This is a genomic window from Aliirhizobium sp. YIM B11859, assembly GCF_057163345.1.
The window spans coordinates 896,899-910,585 of record NZ_JBXHAY010000002.1 but is presented as its reverse complement, the minus strand read 5'-3'; the positions used below and the strand labels follow the sequence as shown (position 1 = coordinate 910,585).

General features: G+C 60.1%; 15 protein-coding genes. 7 read left to right on the top strand and 8 right to left on the bottom strand.

What is annotated here, in order from left to right:
* Window positions 1-11 precede the first annotated feature (11 nt).
* The 4 genes from AC2GXZ_RS10635 to pheT are packed head-to-tail and all read left to right on the top strand — an operon-like array spanning window position 12 to window position 4,843.
* A complete protein-coding gene (locus AC2GXZ_RS10635; protein ID WP_483759117.1) occupies window positions 12-836 on the top strand; it encodes a BUD32 family EKC/KEOPS complex subunit in 825 nt (274 codons plus the stop codon).
* A 21-nt stretch (window positions 837-857) separates the two neighbouring features.
* A complete protein-coding gene (gene pheS, locus AC2GXZ_RS10630) occupies window positions 858-1,940 on the top strand; it encodes a phenylalanine--tRNA ligase subunit alpha (RefSeq protein ID WP_483759116.1) in 1,083 nt (360 codons plus the stop codon).
* A gap of 27 nt (window positions 1,941-1,967) precedes the next feature.
* A complete protein-coding gene (locus AC2GXZ_RS10625; RefSeq protein WP_483759115.1) occupies window positions 1,968-2,411 on the top strand; it encodes a GFA family protein in 444 nt (147 codons plus the stop codon).
* Window positions 2,408-4,843 carry a phenylalanine--tRNA ligase subunit beta gene (gene pheT, locus AC2GXZ_RS10620; RefSeq protein WP_483759114.1) on the top strand — a complete coding sequence of 812 codons (2,436 nt, stop codon included), beginning with the start codon at window positions 2,408-2,410 and terminating at the stop codon, window positions 4,841-4,843. Before AC2GXZ_RS10625 ends, pheT begins: the two co-directional genes overlap by 4 nt.
* Here pheT and AC2GXZ_RS10615 read toward each other — a convergent pair.
* Window positions 4,840-5,235, bottom strand: a complete 396-nt coding sequence (locus AC2GXZ_RS10615; protein ID WP_483759113.1) for a tautomerase family protein — start codon at window positions 5,233-5,235, stop codon at window positions 4,840-4,842. The genes pheT and AC2GXZ_RS10615 overlap by 4 nt on opposite strands.
* A 42-nt stretch (window positions 5,236-5,277) precedes the next feature.
* Window positions 5,278-5,694 carry a MarR family winged helix-turn-helix transcriptional regulator gene (locus AC2GXZ_RS10610; protein WP_483759112.1) on the bottom strand — a complete coding sequence of 139 codons (417 nt, stop codon included), beginning with the start codon at window positions 5,692-5,694 and terminating at the stop codon, window positions 5,278-5,280.
* A 194-nt stretch (window positions 5,695-5,888) separates the two neighbouring features.
* Between AC2GXZ_RS10610 and AC2GXZ_RS10605 the strand changes: the two genes are divergently transcribed.
* Complete coding sequence (locus AC2GXZ_RS10605; protein ID WP_483759111.1) at window positions 5,889-6,506, top strand: hypothetical protein; 618 nt, start codon at window positions 5,889-5,891, stop codon at window positions 6,504-6,506.
* Between the two features lie 8 nt (window positions 6,507-6,514).
* Here the strand turns inward: AC2GXZ_RS10605 and AC2GXZ_RS10600 are convergent, their stop codons facing one another.
* Entirely contained in the window at window positions 6,515-6,874 is a 360-nt protein-coding gene (locus tag AC2GXZ_RS10600; protein WP_483759110.1) for a nuclear transport factor 2 family protein, read from the bottom strand.
* A 66-nt stretch (window positions 6,875-6,940) separates the two neighbouring features.
* A complete protein-coding gene (locus tag AC2GXZ_RS10595; protein ID WP_483759109.1) occupies window positions 6,941-7,936 on the bottom strand; it encodes an aldo/keto reductase in 996 nt (331 codons plus the stop codon).
* 114 nt (window positions 7,937-8,050) lie between these two features.
* Between AC2GXZ_RS10595 and AC2GXZ_RS10590 the strand changes: the two genes are divergently transcribed.
* Window positions 8,051-8,941, top strand: a complete 891-nt coding sequence (locus tag AC2GXZ_RS10590) for a LysR family transcriptional regulator (protein ID WP_483759108.1) — start codon at window positions 8,051-8,053, stop codon at window positions 8,939-8,941.
* A gap of 26 nt (window positions 8,942-8,967) precedes the next feature.
* On the opposite strand, the gene AC2GXZ_RS10585 is transcribed toward AC2GXZ_RS10590, so the two are convergent.
* Together AC2GXZ_RS10585 and AC2GXZ_RS10580 are read right to left on the bottom strand one after the other, a co-directional pair.
* On the bottom strand, window positions 8,968-9,927 hold the full coding sequence (locus AC2GXZ_RS10585) for an aldo/keto reductase (protein WP_483759107.1): 960 nt from the start codon (window positions 9,925-9,927) through the stop codon (window positions 8,968-8,970).
* Between the two features lie 121 nt (window positions 9,928-10,048).
* On the bottom strand, window positions 10,049-10,993 hold the full coding sequence (locus AC2GXZ_RS10580; protein ID WP_483759106.1) for an aldo/keto reductase: 945 nt from the start codon (window positions 10,991-10,993) through the stop codon (window positions 10,049-10,051).
* A gap of 199 nt (window positions 10,994-11,192) precedes the next feature.
* Here AC2GXZ_RS10580 and AC2GXZ_RS10575 point away from each other — a divergent pair, with 199 nt between their 5' ends.
* Window positions 11,193-12,179: a Gfo/Idh/MocA family protein gene (locus AC2GXZ_RS10575; protein WP_483759105.1), complete on the top strand. Its 987-nt coding sequence runs from the start codon at window positions 11,193-11,195 to the stop codon at window positions 12,177-12,179.
* Window positions 12,180-12,186: 7 nt separating this feature from the next.
* Here AC2GXZ_RS10575 and AC2GXZ_RS10570 read toward each other — a convergent pair whose 3' ends face one another.
* Together AC2GXZ_RS10570 and AC2GXZ_RS10565 are read right to left on the bottom strand one after the other, a co-directional pair.
* Window positions 12,187-12,570: a GtrA family protein gene (locus AC2GXZ_RS10570; RefSeq protein ID WP_483759104.1), complete on the bottom strand. Its 384-nt coding sequence runs from the start codon at window positions 12,568-12,570 to the stop codon at window positions 12,187-12,189.
* The gene (locus AC2GXZ_RS10565; protein WP_483759103.1) at window positions 12,567-13,604 is read right to left on the bottom strand and encodes a glycosyltransferase; all 1,038 of its coding nucleotides are present in this window, start codon (window positions 13,602-13,604) and stop codon (window positions 12,567-12,569) included. The genes AC2GXZ_RS10570 and AC2GXZ_RS10565 overlap by 4 nt, the downstream gene beginning before the upstream one ends.
* Window positions 13,605-13,687 lie beyond the last annotated feature (83 nt).

Below are 13,687 nucleotides of genomic sequence, written 5' to 3'. Positions count from 1 at the left end.
GGTTGCCGTCATTGCCGAATGAAATCGTTGACATAGGCAACATGCCGTTATTGTCCGCAACCGATGTCGAGGCGCTTCTGGCGGCACTCGTTGCCGACGATGGCCGGGTGCAGTCGGTTTCGCTCAGTTGCGGCACGGTATGGATCAAGCGGCATAGCGGCAAGGGGCGGCGTATGATCGTGGCCGCGCAGAAGTTTCTCGCCCGGCTGCTGAGGTTGCCTTTTTTACGTCCGTCTCCGGCCGCGACCGGAGCGGGAATGGTGGCTCGCGACATGCGCCGGATGGAGCACTTGCAGAAAGCCGATATCCCGACGGCGTCGATTGTTTATTCGTCCGGCAGTGCGATCGTGCTGAGCGACATAGCCCCCACGGTGGACCAGAGGCTAAGGGCGCTCCGCAGGATAGATTCTGAGGCCTACGATGAGCTTCTCATCTTCTGCTGCGGTGAGCTGGGTCGGTTGCACGCGGCAGGCCTCTGTCACGGCCGACCGGTCCCACGCGATCTGTTCGTCAGGGACGGGCGGCTCGGCTATATCGATTTCGAGGAGGAGCCGGAGGCTGTCATGCCGATGCCCATGGCGCAGGCACGCGATCTCTGGCTGTTCTTTCTGCAGGTCAGCGATCGGTCATTCGAGCGTCGGGCGACCCAGGATCGGGCTTATCAGGCCTGGGCGGCGGCGGCACCCGAAGCAGCAATTGCCCAACTTGGTATTCTCACGCGGTCCGTGGGCCGCTTTTTATGGATTGCCCGGTTGATTGGCCGGATTCACATGGGTAGAGATTTGCGGCAATTCATCCTGGCCACCACCTATCTGAAAACAGTATTTCACGGCTGACGGGCCGAAAAGCAGGAAAAGATGACAGAACTCGAAACATTGAAGAGCGCCCTGCTGGCTGAGATTGCCGGTGCCGGAGACGAAGCGGCCATTGAGGCCGTGCGCGTCACTGCTCTCGGCAAGAAGGGGTCCGTCTCCGAACTCCTGAAGACGCTGGGTTCGATGACGCCGGAAGAGCGCCAGACCCGCGGTGCCGCGATCAACGCGCTGAAGAACGAGATCACCGAGGCGATCACCACCCGCAAGACGCTGCTGAAGGATGCCGCGATCGAAGCGCGCCTGAAGGCCGAAACGCTAGACGTCTCGCTGCCGGTGCGCTCTTCGCCCGCCGAGCGTGGCCGCATCCACCCGATCAGCCAGATCATCGACGAAATCACCGCCGTTTTCGCCGATATGGGTTTCTCGATCGCCGAAGGCCCGGATGTCGAGACCGACTATTACAATTTCACCGCGCTGAATTTCCCCGAAGGTCACCCGGCCCGCGAAATGCACGACACCTTCTTCTTCCAGCCGGATGAAAAGGGTGAGCGCAAGGTGCTGCGCACCCACACCTCGCCGGTCCAGGTCCGCACCATGGAAGCGCAGGATCCGCCAATCCGCATCGTCATTCCGGGCAAGACCTATCGTCAGGATTCGGACGCGACCCATTCGCCGATGTTCCATCAGGTCGAGGGCCTCGTCATCGACAAGAAGTCGCATGTCGGCAACATGCGCTGGATCCTCGAAGAATTCTGCAAGACCTTCTTCGAAGTGCCTTCGGTGACGATGCGCTTCCGCCCGTCCTTCTTCCCCTTCACGGAACCGTCCTTCGAGGTTGACATCCAGTGCGACCGCTCCGGCCCGATCGTCAAGTTCGGCGAAGGCACCGACTGGATGGAGATCCTCGGCTGCGGCATGGTCCACCCGAACGTGCTGCGCTCCGGCGGCCTCGATCCCGACGAATACCAGGGTTTTGCCTGGGGCATGGGCCTCGACCGTATCGCCATGCTGAAATACGGCATGCCGGACCTGCGCGACTTCTTCAACGCCGATGTCCGCTGGATGAACCATTACGGCTTCCGCCCGCTCGACATGCCGACGCTGTTTGGTGGTCTGAGCCAGTAACCGAACCCCGGACGAACGGGACCACCCATGAGCGAGATGGTGACGCAACAGGATAAGGTTCATCGTGGCGGATGCCGTTGTGGCGCCATCCGTTTCGAGGCGACGGCCGAACAGTTCTACACCAGCTATTGCCATTGCGGCGATTGTCGGCGCGCAAGCGGTGCGCCGGTGGCGGCCTTTGTCGGTTTCCGGGCCGAAGATGTGACATTCACTGGTGAGACCGGATCGAGCTATGGCAAGGCTCCGGTAAGCCGCAGTTTCTGCGGCACCTGCGGCGCCCCTATCGCCTATACTGATGCACGGATCGCCGACCAGATCTTCTTCATGCTCGGCGCCATGGACGCGCCGGAAAACTATCCGCCTCGCGTGCATGGTTATGTGCGCGAAGCGCTTCCCTTCTTCCATATCGATGACGGCCTGCCACGGATGGAAACCATGACCGCGCCGAGGCCTTCAGGAGACGACCGATGAAATTCACCCTTTCCTGGCTCAAGGATCATCTTGAGACCGACGCTACTCTCGAACAGATCTGCGAGCGCCTGACCGCGATCGGTCTTGAAGTCGAGGATGTCGATGACAAGGCGGCCTACAAGCCCTTCGTCATCGCCAAGGTCCTGTCGGCTGAAAAGCATCCGGAAGCGGATCGCCTGAAGGTTCTATCCGTCGATGCCGGTCCCGAGGTCAACGGCGGCAAGCCGCTGCAGATCGTCTGCGGCGCGCCGAATGCCCGCGCCGGTCTGGTCGGCGCACTCGCCCGTCCGGGTGATTATGTCCCGGGCCTCGACGTGACGCTCGCCATCGGCAAGATCCGCGGTGTCGAAAGCCACGGCATGATGTGTTCCGAGAAGGAACTCAACATGTCGGAAGACCATAACGGCATCATCGATCTTGCAGAAGACGCGCCGGTTGGTACGTCTTTCGCCACCTATGCCGGCCTCGACGATCCGATAATCGAGATCAACCTGACGCCGAACCGTCCGGACTGCACCTCGATCTACGGCATCGCCCGCGATCTCGCGGCCTCCGGTCTCGGCACGCTCAAGGTTCCGGCTGCTCCCATGCTGAAGCTCGAAGGTGAAACCACGGTCGGCCTGTCGATCAATCTCGACGACACAAAGCTTTGCCCCGGTTTCGGCCTGCGCCTTGTGCGCGGCGTGAAGAACGGCCCAAGCCCGGCCTGGATGCAAACACGCCTCAAGGCCATCGGTCTTCGCCCGATCAATGCGCTGGTCGACATCACCAATTACATGACCTTCGACCAGGGTCGCCCGATGCACGTCTTCGACGCCGCCAAGGTCAAGGGCGACCTCGTCGTCCGCCGCGCCAAGGAAGGCGAGACTGTGCTGGCGCTGGATACCCGCGAATACAAGCTCGGTCCGAACAACGTCGTCATCGCCGATGACAATGGTGTGGAATCGATCGGCGGCATCATGGGCGGCGAACATTCCGGCTGCGATGAAAACACCGTCGACGTTTTGATTGAATCGGCACTCTGGGATCCGATCAACATCGCCAAATCCGGCCGCACGCTCGGCATCATCACCGATGCGCGTTATCGGTTTGAACGCGGCGTCGACCCACAATACATGATCCCGGGTCTTGACCGCACCACACAGCTGGTGCTGGAGCTTTGCGGCGGCACGCCGGCGAAGGAAAAGATCATCGGCTACAAGGGTTACGAAGCGAAAACCGTCGACTTCCCATTTGCGGAAGTGAAACGCCTCACCGGTCTGGACGTCTCGACTGAAGAAAGCCGCGAAATCCTTACCCGCCTCGGCTTCACCGTCGAAGGGTCGGGCGAACGCGTCAGCGTGAAAATTCCGTCGTGGCGCCCGGATGTCGATGGCAAGGCCGATCTCGTCGAGGAGGTCATGCGCATCCATGGCGTCGACCAGATCACGCCGGAACCGCTGGAAAATCTCGGCGCGGTGAACGGCAAGATCCTGACCACGCTGCAGATCCGCACCCGCACCGCCAAGCGTGCGCTGGCTTCGCGTGGCATGCTGGAAGCCGTCACATGGTCCTTCATACCCGAAGACCAGGCGAAACTGTTCGGCGGTGGTGCGGCCTCGCTGAAACTCGCCAATCCGATTGCTGCCGACATGTCCGACATGCGCCCGTCGCTTCTGCCGGGCCTGTTGACGGCCGCCCAGCGCAATGCCGACAAGGGTTTCGGCGATGTGGCGATTTTCGAAGTCTCGGGCACCTATGAGACCGATACGCCGGAAGGCCAGCGTCGTGTCGCCGGCGGCATCCGCCGTGGCACGGCCTCGATCAACGGTGCCGGCCGCATGTGGTCGAATGCCGCCAAGGGTGGCGGCAAGCCGGTCGACGTCTATGACGCCAAGGCCGATGCGCTGGCAGTGATCGAAGCCTGCGGCCTGCCGATGGGCAATGTCCAGATCGAACAGGGCGGTCCCGCCTGGTATCACCCGGGTCGTTCCGGCACGATCAAGATGGGCCCGAAGGTTGTGCTCGGTTATTTCGGCGAGTTCCATCCGAAGACGCTCGCAAGCCTCGATGTCTCCGGCGCGCTGTGCGGTTTCGAAGTCTATCTCGATGCCATGCCCGAGCCGAAAAAGAAGGCGACCCGCACCAAGCCGGGGCTCGAGCTTTCGCCCTTCCAGGCGGTCAAGCGCGACTTCGCCTTTGTCGTCGGTTCGCAGGTTGAGGCCGGCGCGATCGTCAAGGCGGCGGTGAGCGCCGACCGCAAGCTGATCACCGGCGTCAACATCTTCGACGTGTTCGAAGGTGCATCGCTCGGCGAGGGCCGAAAGTCGGTTGCAATCGAGGTTCTCATTCAGCCGGTCGACAAGACCCTGACGGATGAGGATTTCGAAGCGCTGACGGCCAAGATCGTCGCCAATGTCGAAAAGACGACGGGCGGTACGTTGCGCGCCTAACCGGCGCGCTGGTATCGCCATTCCTGGGTTCGCCCGCCATAGCCATAAGCTGCGGCGCGCACATCCTGCACATAGATGTAGCTTTCCTCGTGCAGATTGCCGAGAAGTCGCTCAAAACCGTCGAAGGCCGCCTGGATATAGGCGGCCTTTTCGCTTTTCGTATTGGTTTCATCGGTGACCTTGATGTCGAAATAGATGCTCGACTTACCCTGTTCTGCAAGCGTCTTACCGCCCGCGATCCAGTCGCGCGGATCGACATAGTCGATGGCGATCGCCGTCACCGCCGGATCCTTGCCGAGTATGCGTTGCGTAAGGTTGGTCAGCATGGTGGCGATAGCGCGTGTCATCGCGTCCGAGCGTTCGCCACTGACTTTCACATTCAGGATCGGCATGTCTTTCTCCTTTGATTAGCTATGCAACTATCTGGGTTTTCATCAAGGCAGGTGGCTGCCGATCGACCGCGCCCGCTTGACGAATTCGGCGAACACATCCACGCCGAGTTCATCCTTCAGTCGCGCCGTCACGTCGCCGCTCGCAGCGTTCAAGCCGTCCTTCAGTTCGATGGCGGCCGGGGTTGGATGAATTTCCGATTCCCGGCCATCCTGTTTTGTCGGGCGCCGTTCCAGCAATTGGCGCGCCACAAGGCCATCGACGGCGCGCGTGGCGGTCGCCCGTGCGATCTTCAATTCATCAGCCAGTTCGCTATGCAGCATTCCGGGTTTTTGCAGCACAGCGCGTAAAGTGAAGGCCTGAGACGGCGTCAGGTCGAAAGGCTTGAAGGCCTTCGACCAGATACGTTCAAGCTGGCGGGCAAGGGCGGTGGTGTTGTGATAGAGGCAATGATCGAACATGAAGCCATCATAGCAGGTATGATTGCATATGCAATTATAAGAATCCGATATTTCATTACGCGGAAATCGGGTGGCGTCGAAGGTCTGCAAACATTAGCCTTCCTTTCCACTGCCAGGTGCCTTACTGGCGAAAACCACCCTTCCTCGTATCCATTACAATCATGGGAATGAGCATATCCGGGAGAAACAGCGGCATGCGTAAACCGAATTCGATGAAGGGTTTGGAGGATCTCGGCCGGCTGCGGTTGTCGCAGAACTTCTTCTTCCGTGATTTCCTGCATTCCGAGATTGCCGACTTTTATCGCATCCCGAATATCCCGCAAAACCCGGATCTCGCAGTCGAGGCAGGACGGCATTTATGCGAGGAATTGCTGGAACCGCTACAGGCGACATTTGGCCGGCTGCATATCCGTTCGGGTTATCGCTCGCCTCAGGTCAACGCGTTCGGCAACCAAAACAACCTCAATTGCTCGACCAATGCGACGACTGCCGCCGATCATATCTGGGACATGCGCGATGCCGAAGGCTGCATTGGAGCCACTGCCTGTATCGTCGTGCCATGGTTGATCGACAATTGCGACAGGCAGGGAGATTGGCAGCGTCTCGCCTGGTGGATCCATGACCACCTGCCTTATGCGTCCTTGTGCTTTTTCCCGAAACTCTGGGCGTTCAATATCCAGTGGCACGAAAGACCGTCTAGGCGGATCATGAGTTATGTGGCCCCGCGCGGCGTATTGACCAGGCGTGGCATGGCCAACCATGAAGGCAGTCATGCCGAATGGTACGAGGCCTTTCCAAAACCGTCAGCCTGAAACGGCATTCAGGAATGCAGGTAATAGACCTTGCTGACGATCAGCCAGCGCCCCTCAATCTTCAGCAGTGACAGATAATCGGAGAACCGCATTCCGGCGAATTCGTCAACCACCTTGACGGTTGCGGCGTCGCCGGTCACGTCGATCGCCTCGATCTGGATCAGTGGTTGTGATCCATTGACGGTCGGCCCTTCGGACGCGACCGCATCGATGAACGCATCGAGCGTCAGCCATTCGACCTTGCCCTCGTAATTGCCGATGATCGACGCTTTCGGATGGAAGGCTTTGCGCAGTGCGCCTGCATGGGCAAGCGCCATGCCGTCGACATAAAGATGCACAACGGATTCGACCGACTGTTCTTCTGACATTGCTGAAATCCTCCCGCCCCGACTATAGCAAAGCCGGGGGCGGGAGCAATGTCGCGTTGCAGGCGGTCAGCGTTTCGGCGTCCATGCCGCAGCTGCACCGTAACGTGCCCCGGCAATCTTGTCGGGAGACAGCATGTCATCGAGCTTTGTCACCTCGTCGGCAGTCAAAGTCACATCGGCCGCTGCCGCGTTCTGCTCCAGATTGGGGATTTTCCGGGCGCCGGGGATCGGCACGATGAAATCGCCCTTGGCCAGCACCCAGGCCAGTGCCAGCTGCGCCGCCGTCACGCCCTTCGTTGCCGCCATCTCCTCGACCAGTTTTACCAGCGCCAGGTTGGCGGCCATGTTGTCGGCCTCGAAGCGCGGCATGTTGGCGCGAAGATCGCCCTTGCCGAAATCGGACGCGCTTTGGATCTTGCCGGTGAGGAAGCCCCGGCCGAGCGGGCTGAACGGCACGAAACCGATGCCCAGCTCGCGGCAGGTATCTAGGATCTCGCCCTCCGGGTCGCGGGTCCAGAGCGAATATTCGCTCTGCAGCGCCGAGATCGGATGCACCGCATGGGCGCGACGGACGATGTCGGCGCTCGCCTCCGACAGGCCCAGTGCCCTGACCTTGCCTTCCTTGACCAGTTCGGCCATCGCCCCGACCGTATCCTCGATCGGAACTTCAGGATCGACGCGATGCTGGTAGAAAAGATCGATCACCTCGATGCCGAGCCGTTTCAGCGAGGCTTCGGCAACCTCGCGCACGTGCTCTGGCCGGCTGTCGAGACCGGACATGGCGGCGGAATCCTTTTTCGTCGGATCGATGCGGAAGCCGAACTTGGTGGCGATCACCACCTGGTCGCGATAGGGTTTGAGCGCTTTGCCGACCAGTTCCTCGTTGACGAAGGGACCATAGACCTCTGCCGTGTCGAAGAAGGTCACGCCGATCTCGACGGCGCGCTGCAGTGTCCTGATTGAAGTTTCTTCGTCCTGCCCGCCATAGGCATGGCTCATGCCCATGCAGCCGAGGCCGATGGCCGAGACCGAGAGTTCCTTGCCGAGTTTGCGCATATGCATGATCGATTGCCTTTCGAATGTGCCGGCTAACCCGGCAATAGGGTGAAGATAGATCAGGATCGACCGCAAGATAACTGCTGCAATTGCGCGCCGGCTGTTCTAAAATATAGAACAATGAACCGAACCCAACTTTCCCAGCTTGCAGTGTTTGCCGCCGTGGCCGAAGCGCGTAGCTTTCGCGGTGCTGCCGGCGAACTCGGTATCGCGCCCTCCGCGATCAGCCATGCCGTCTCGGCCCTGGAAGCAAGCCTTGGAATGCGGCTTCTGTCGCGCACCACGCGCAGCGTTGCACCGACGGAGGAGGGCAGGCGGCTGCTTGAGACGTTGGCCCCGGCGCTCGGCGATATCGGCACGACCCTGGACAATCTTGCGGAACATGCCGGCCGGCCTGCCGGTCCGTTGCGTATCACCATGCCGCAGCTTGCCGCCGACGACCTGATCGTTCCGCGGCTCGGCGAGTTTCTCGGCCTTTATCCGGATATCGAGCTGGATCTTGCCACCAACGATCGCTTCGAGGACATCGTTGCCGGCGGTTATGATGCGGGCCTGCGCCTTGGGGAGCATCTTGAGGCGGATATGATCGCGGTCAAGGCGAGTGGTCCTTGGCGGGGAGCGGTTGTTGCGACACCGGAATATTTCGAGCGCCACCCGATACCGCTGCACCCCAATGATCTGATGGCGCATCGCTGTATCCGACGGCGTTTTTCCGGCGGGCGGATCTACCGATGGGAAATGGAAAAGGATGGCAAGACGATCGTCGTCGACGTGCGTGGGCCGCTGATCCTGTCCGACCAGACCATGATCCGCCGGGCGGCGGTCGATGGCGCCGGCCTCGCCTTCGTTTTCGAACCGCGTGTGCGTGATGACATTGCCGCGGGGCGCCTTGTCCGGGTGCTGGACGACTGGTGCGCGCCCTTCGACGGGTTTTACATCTATTATCCTTCGCGGCGCCAGATGCGTCCGGCGCTGCGGGCTTTCGTGGATTTCTTCCGTCACACTGAATGACGAAGCCGGCTCTTCTGCCTTATGCCTCAGCTGCTGGCGTCGTTCAGTTGTTCCATCTGATGGCCGGAGAGCTTCAGCTTGCCGGCGGCAATGATCGTGTCGAGCTGGCGCGGGCTGGTGGCGCTGGCGATCGGCGCGGTCACGCCGGGGCGCTGGGCGATCCAGGCGAGCGCGACCGAAGCCGGCTGGGAATGGCTCTCGGCAGCGACTTCGTCGAGTGCTGCAAGGATACGCATGCCCCGCTCGTCGAAATATTTCGTCACCATGCCGCCGCGATTCTTGTTCGCCTCCGCATCGGCTTTGCTTTTGTATTTGCCGGTGAGAAAACCGGAGGCGAGGCTGAAATAGGTGATCACACCGATATCGTTTGCATTGCAGAGCTCCGCCAGCGCACCGTCGAAGCCCGACCGGTCATAGAGATTATATTCCGGTTCCAGCACGTCGTAACGCGGCAGCCCCGCCTTTTCCGCAGCCTCGAATGATGCCTGCATTTGGGCCGCATCGAAATTGGAGCAGCCGATCGCTCGGATCTTGCCCTGATCCTTCAGCGCCGCAAAGGCCGATAGTGTTTCTTCATGCGGCGTTTGCGGATCCGGCCAATGAGACAGGTAGAGGTCGATATAATCGGTCTGCAGTCGGCGAAGCGAAGCGTCGACCATCTCGATGATCCGCGCCTTTTCAAGCCCTTTCGGTATGGCCGCGCCCTGCATGCTGGATCCGACCTTGGTGATCACCACCGCCTTGTCACGCGAGCGGCCGGATTGCTTCAGCCATTTGCCGATAATCGTCTCGGATTCGCCACCGGCATTGCCGGGCGCCCATCCCGAATAGCAATCCGCCGTATCGATCGTGTCGAACCCGGCATCGAAGAACTTGTCGAGCAGCTCGAATGAAGTCTTTTCGTCTGCCGTCCAGCCAAACACGTTGCCGCCGAAAACGACGGGCGAGATGGAAAGGCCGGTCCGGCCGAGTACGCGCAGATCCATGATATGCTCCAAATGTCTATTGCGGGAAGGAACCGGTGGATACCGGTTCCTCTTGATCTAAGTCCAAAGATGTGGCGATCAAACCGCATCCCGGGTCACGAAGTCGTTAGCTGCGGCCCGCTCAAACGGCGTCGTTGAGCAGCTTCATCTGCGCATCGCTCAGTGACAGCTTGCCGGCATCGAAGATCGCGTCGAGCTGTTTCAGGCTGGTGGCACTGGCGATCGGGGCGGTGATCCCCGGTCTTGCCGCCGCCCATGCGATCGAGATCGCGGCAAGGCTGGCACCCGTCTCGGCGGCAACCTGATCCAGTGCCGCAAGAACTCTCGTTCCCTTGTCGTTGATGTAGTCGGGAATGCGGTAGCCGCGGGCGCTGCCTGTCGCATCTTCCGCCTTGCGGTACTTGCCGGTCAGGAAGCCGGCGGCGAGCGCATAATAGCTGATCACGCCGATATCCTCGGCAATGCACAGATCGGCAAGCGCACTCTCGAACTTGTCGCGGGTGTAGAGATTGTATTCCGGCTGCAGCACGTCGTAACGCGGCAGGTCGTTCTTGGCGGCAGCCTCGAGTGAAGCCCTAAGTTGTTCGGCGCTGTAGTTGGAGCAGCCGATGGCGCGGATCTTTCCCTGCTCCTTCAGCTTTGCATAGGCACCGAGCGTTTCTTCATGCGGCGTATCGTCGTCGGGAAAATGCGACAGATAGAGGTCGATATAGTCGGTCTGTAGCCGCTTCAGCGAATCCTCCACCGCCTGCATGATCCAGCGCGCCTTCAGCTTGTCGTCATTCATCGATGGATGACCGACCTTGGTCACGATGATCGCCTTGTCGCGAGTGACCGTGCCGCGTTTCAGCCACCGGCCGATAACCGTTTCACTTTCACCACCGACATGACCCGAAACCCATTTGGAATAGACGTCGGCCGTATCAAGCGTGTTGAAACCGGCGTCGAAAAACTTGTCCATGAGATCGAAGGAGGTCTTCTCGTCTGCCGTCCAACCGAACACATTGCCGCCAAACACGACAGGGGAAACAGACAGGCCGGTCCGGCCGAGTTTGCGCAACTCCATGATATTCTCCAGATTTTCGGATTTTGAGATTTCTATGCGGAGGGAGCCTCAGGTTATTCCAATACGGCTGCGCCGCAATCCCCTATCTTGCGCGGCACGGCGCTTTTTCAACAATGGACGGCAAATGCCGGACATGACGCATTGAACCGGGCAGCCTGCCACCCTAAGCTTTCGGGAACATTTGCGATGGGAGAATGCGATGCTGCGCTTCGGGATTTTATCGACCGCCAAGATTGGAAGAGATGCCGTGATGCCGGCGATCCAGGATGCGGAAAACTGCATTGTCACTGCGGTCGCCAGCCGTGACGTGACCAAGGCGCGGGCCTTGGCCGATCGTTTCGGCGCGCCGCATGCCTTTGGTTCCTATGAGGAAATGCTGGCCTCCGAGGTAATCGATGCGGTCTATATCCCATTGCCGACCAGCCAGCATGTCGAATGGTCGATCAAGGCGGCAAATGCCGGCAAACACGTCCTTGTCGAAAAGCCGCTGGCATTGAAGGCGTCCGAGATAAACGCACTGATCGAGGCGCGTGACCGCAATGGGGTCGTTGTATCGGAAGCCTTCATGGTCACCTATGCGCCGGTCTGGCATAAGGTGAGGCAATTGTTGAAGGACGGTGCGATCGGCGAACTCCTGCATGTCCAGGGCGCCTTCAGCTATTTCAATCGCGATGCGTCCAACATGCGCAATATCCCCGAGCTCGGCGGTGGCGCTCTGCCGGATATCGGCGTCTATCCGACGATTGCCACCCGCTTTTCCACCGGCTTGGAGCCGCAGCGCGTGCAGGCTGTGGTGCGCCGCGATCCGGATTTCGGCACCGATATCTACGCCAGCGTGAAGGCTGATTTCGGCACGTTCGAAATGACCTTCTACATCTCGACCCAGATGGCGAACCGCCAGGTCATGATCTTCCATGGCACCGAGGGTTACATCGAGGTGAAGTCCCCCTTCAACGCCGACCGCTGGGGCGCCGAGGAAATCGAGCTCACCAGCCAGAAGCACGATGTCTCGCAGATCTTCCGGTTTCAGGACAGCCGGCAATATCGCCGCCAGGCGGAGGCCTTTGCCCAGGCGGTTGCCGGCGAACCGACCGAGATCGTGACGTTGGAGAACTCGGTGAGCAACCAGCGTTTCATTGATGCCGTCTACCGTGCCGGTGAGCATGACGGCTGGGAGACGGTCTGAGTTATTCTCAGCCTTGGTTCTTGTGGCGGAAGACGAACCGGGAATAACCGAAAAAGCTGTAGACCGTGGCGGCAGCGGAGGCGAAAACGATCGCCACCGCCGGCTGGATCGGTGCACGGGCGATCAAGGTCGAATAGATCGCGTAGTTGATCAGCGCCGAGGTGATCCCGACCGTCCAATAGCGAAATCCCTCGACCGCAAGCGAATGCGGTGAGGGTTCGAACGTGCGGTTGCGGTTGACGAACCAGGTAAACGCCATCGCCGCCATGATCGCCGGAATGCGCGAAAGGAACGGTCCAATCGGCGTGTAGGTCAAAAGCACATGGTTGACGCCGACGTCGATCAGGAAGCCGATGCCGCCGGCAAACAGGAACCAGGCGATCCGCTTCATGCTGCGCTCTTGGCACCTACCGGTCTGTCACTGTCGGGCACTGCCACGCTCGGCATGGGCTCGCGAAGCGGCAGGCTCATATAGTGGATGCGCAACTGCTCGGCGCGCGCGCGAGAGACGGAATCGAGGATCAGGCCGGCGGTAAACATCAGGGATGACAGAACCATCAGCACCAGCGAGAACACCCAGGTCGGCATGCGGTCGACAAGGCCGGTCTGGAAATAGGCGATGATGACGGGTGTCATGAAGATCAGGCTGGTTGCCATGAAGGTGGCACTGATGGCGCTGAAGAAGGCGAATGGTCGCGTCTCTTTCATCAGCATGGCAAACATCCAAAGGATTTTGGCGCCGTCCCGGTAGGTCGAGAGCTTGGAATGCGATCCTTCCGGACGCCGGCCGTAATCGAGTTCGATCTCGGTCACCGGCAGCTTCAGCCGCGATGCATGAACCGACATTTCCGTCTCGATTTCGAAACCGCCTGAAACAGCAGGGAAGCTTTTGACGAACCGGCGCGAAAAGGCCCGGTAGCCGGAGAAAATATCGGTGAAGTCGCGCCCGAAAATTGCCCGGTAGAGCACATTGAACAGTCGGTTTCCGGCGGCATGGCCCTGACGGCCCGCATCGTCATGCACACCGCGTCGGGTTCCGACCACCATGTCGGCGCGTTCTGTCAAAAGGATGCGGATCAGTTCCTCGGCATCCTTCGGAGAATAGGTGCCGTCGCCATCGGCCATGATGTAGATATCGGCCTCGATGTCGGAAAACATCCGGCGCACCACATGGCCCTTGCCCTGACGGCGTTCGCGCATCACCTCGGCGCCGGCCAGCATCGCCTTAAGCGCCGTGCCGTCGGTGGAATTGTTGTCATAGACATAGATGCGGGCGGACGGCAGCGTCTCGCGAAAGCCGCGTACCACGCCATCTATCGTCGCGGCTTCGTTATAGCAGGGGATGAGCACGGCAACGGCAAGATTGTGCGCGATGCTTGTGGGCTGCGAGCCGGGTGCGAAGTCGGCGATGGGGGCGTCTATCATGACTTCCACTCGATACACGAAAATACTGGGGCAGATGCATTCCGCCCGGTCCGTTTTACTATTTCTTGGGAAGGTTAAGTTTA

Coding starts and splice junctions, on each gene's coding strand:
- pheS (WP_483759116.1), top strand. CDS start 858: ATGACAGAACTCGAAACATTGAAGAGCGCCCTGCTGGCTGAGATTGCC.
- AC2GXZ_RS10580 (WP_483759106.1), bottom strand. CDS start 10,993: ATGGAGTTGCGCAAACTCGGCCGGACCGGCCTGTCTGTTTCCCCTGTC.
- AC2GXZ_RS10605 (WP_483759111.1), top strand. CDS start 5,889: ATGCGTAAACCGAATTCGATGAAGGGTTTGGAGGATCTCGGCCGGCTG.
- AC2GXZ_RS10570 (WP_483759104.1), bottom strand. CDS start 12,570: ATGAAGCGGATCGCCTGGTTCCTGTTTGCCGGCGGCATCGGCTTCCTG.
- AC2GXZ_RS10625 (WP_483759115.1), top strand. CDS start 1,968: ATGAGCGAGATGGTGACGCAACAGGATAAGGTTCATCGTGGCGGATGC.
- AC2GXZ_RS10600 (WP_483759110.1), bottom strand. CDS start 6,874: ATGTCAGAAGAACAGTCGGTCGAATCCGTTGTGCATCTTTATGTCGAC.
- AC2GXZ_RS10615 (WP_483759113.1), bottom strand. CDS start 5,235: ATGCCGATCCTGAATGTGAAAGTCAGTGGCGAACGCTCGGACGCGATG.
- AC2GXZ_RS10585 (WP_483759107.1), bottom strand. CDS start 9,927: ATGGATCTGCGCGTACTCGGCCGGACCGGCCTTTCCATCTCGCCCGTC.
- pheT (WP_483759114.1), top strand. CDS start 2,408: ATGAAATTCACCCTTTCCTGGCTCAAGGATCATCTTGAGACCGACGCT.
- AC2GXZ_RS10575 (WP_483759105.1), top strand. CDS start 11,193: ATGCTGCGCTTCGGGATTTTATCGACCGCCAAGATTGGAAGAGATGCC.
- AC2GXZ_RS10610 (WP_483759112.1), bottom strand. CDS start 5,694: ATGTTCGATCATTGCCTCTATCACAACACCACCGCCCTTGCCCGCCAG.
- AC2GXZ_RS10565 (WP_483759103.1), bottom strand. CDS start 13,604: ATGATAGACGCCCCCATCGCCGACTTCGCACCCGGCTCGCAGCCCACA.
- AC2GXZ_RS10595 (WP_483759109.1), bottom strand. CDS start 7,936: ATGCATATGCGCAAACTCGGCAAGGAACTCTCGGTCTCGGCCATCGGC.
- AC2GXZ_RS10590 (WP_483759108.1), top strand. CDS start 8,051: ATGAACCGAACCCAACTTTCCCAGCTTGCAGTGTTTGCCGCCGTGGCC.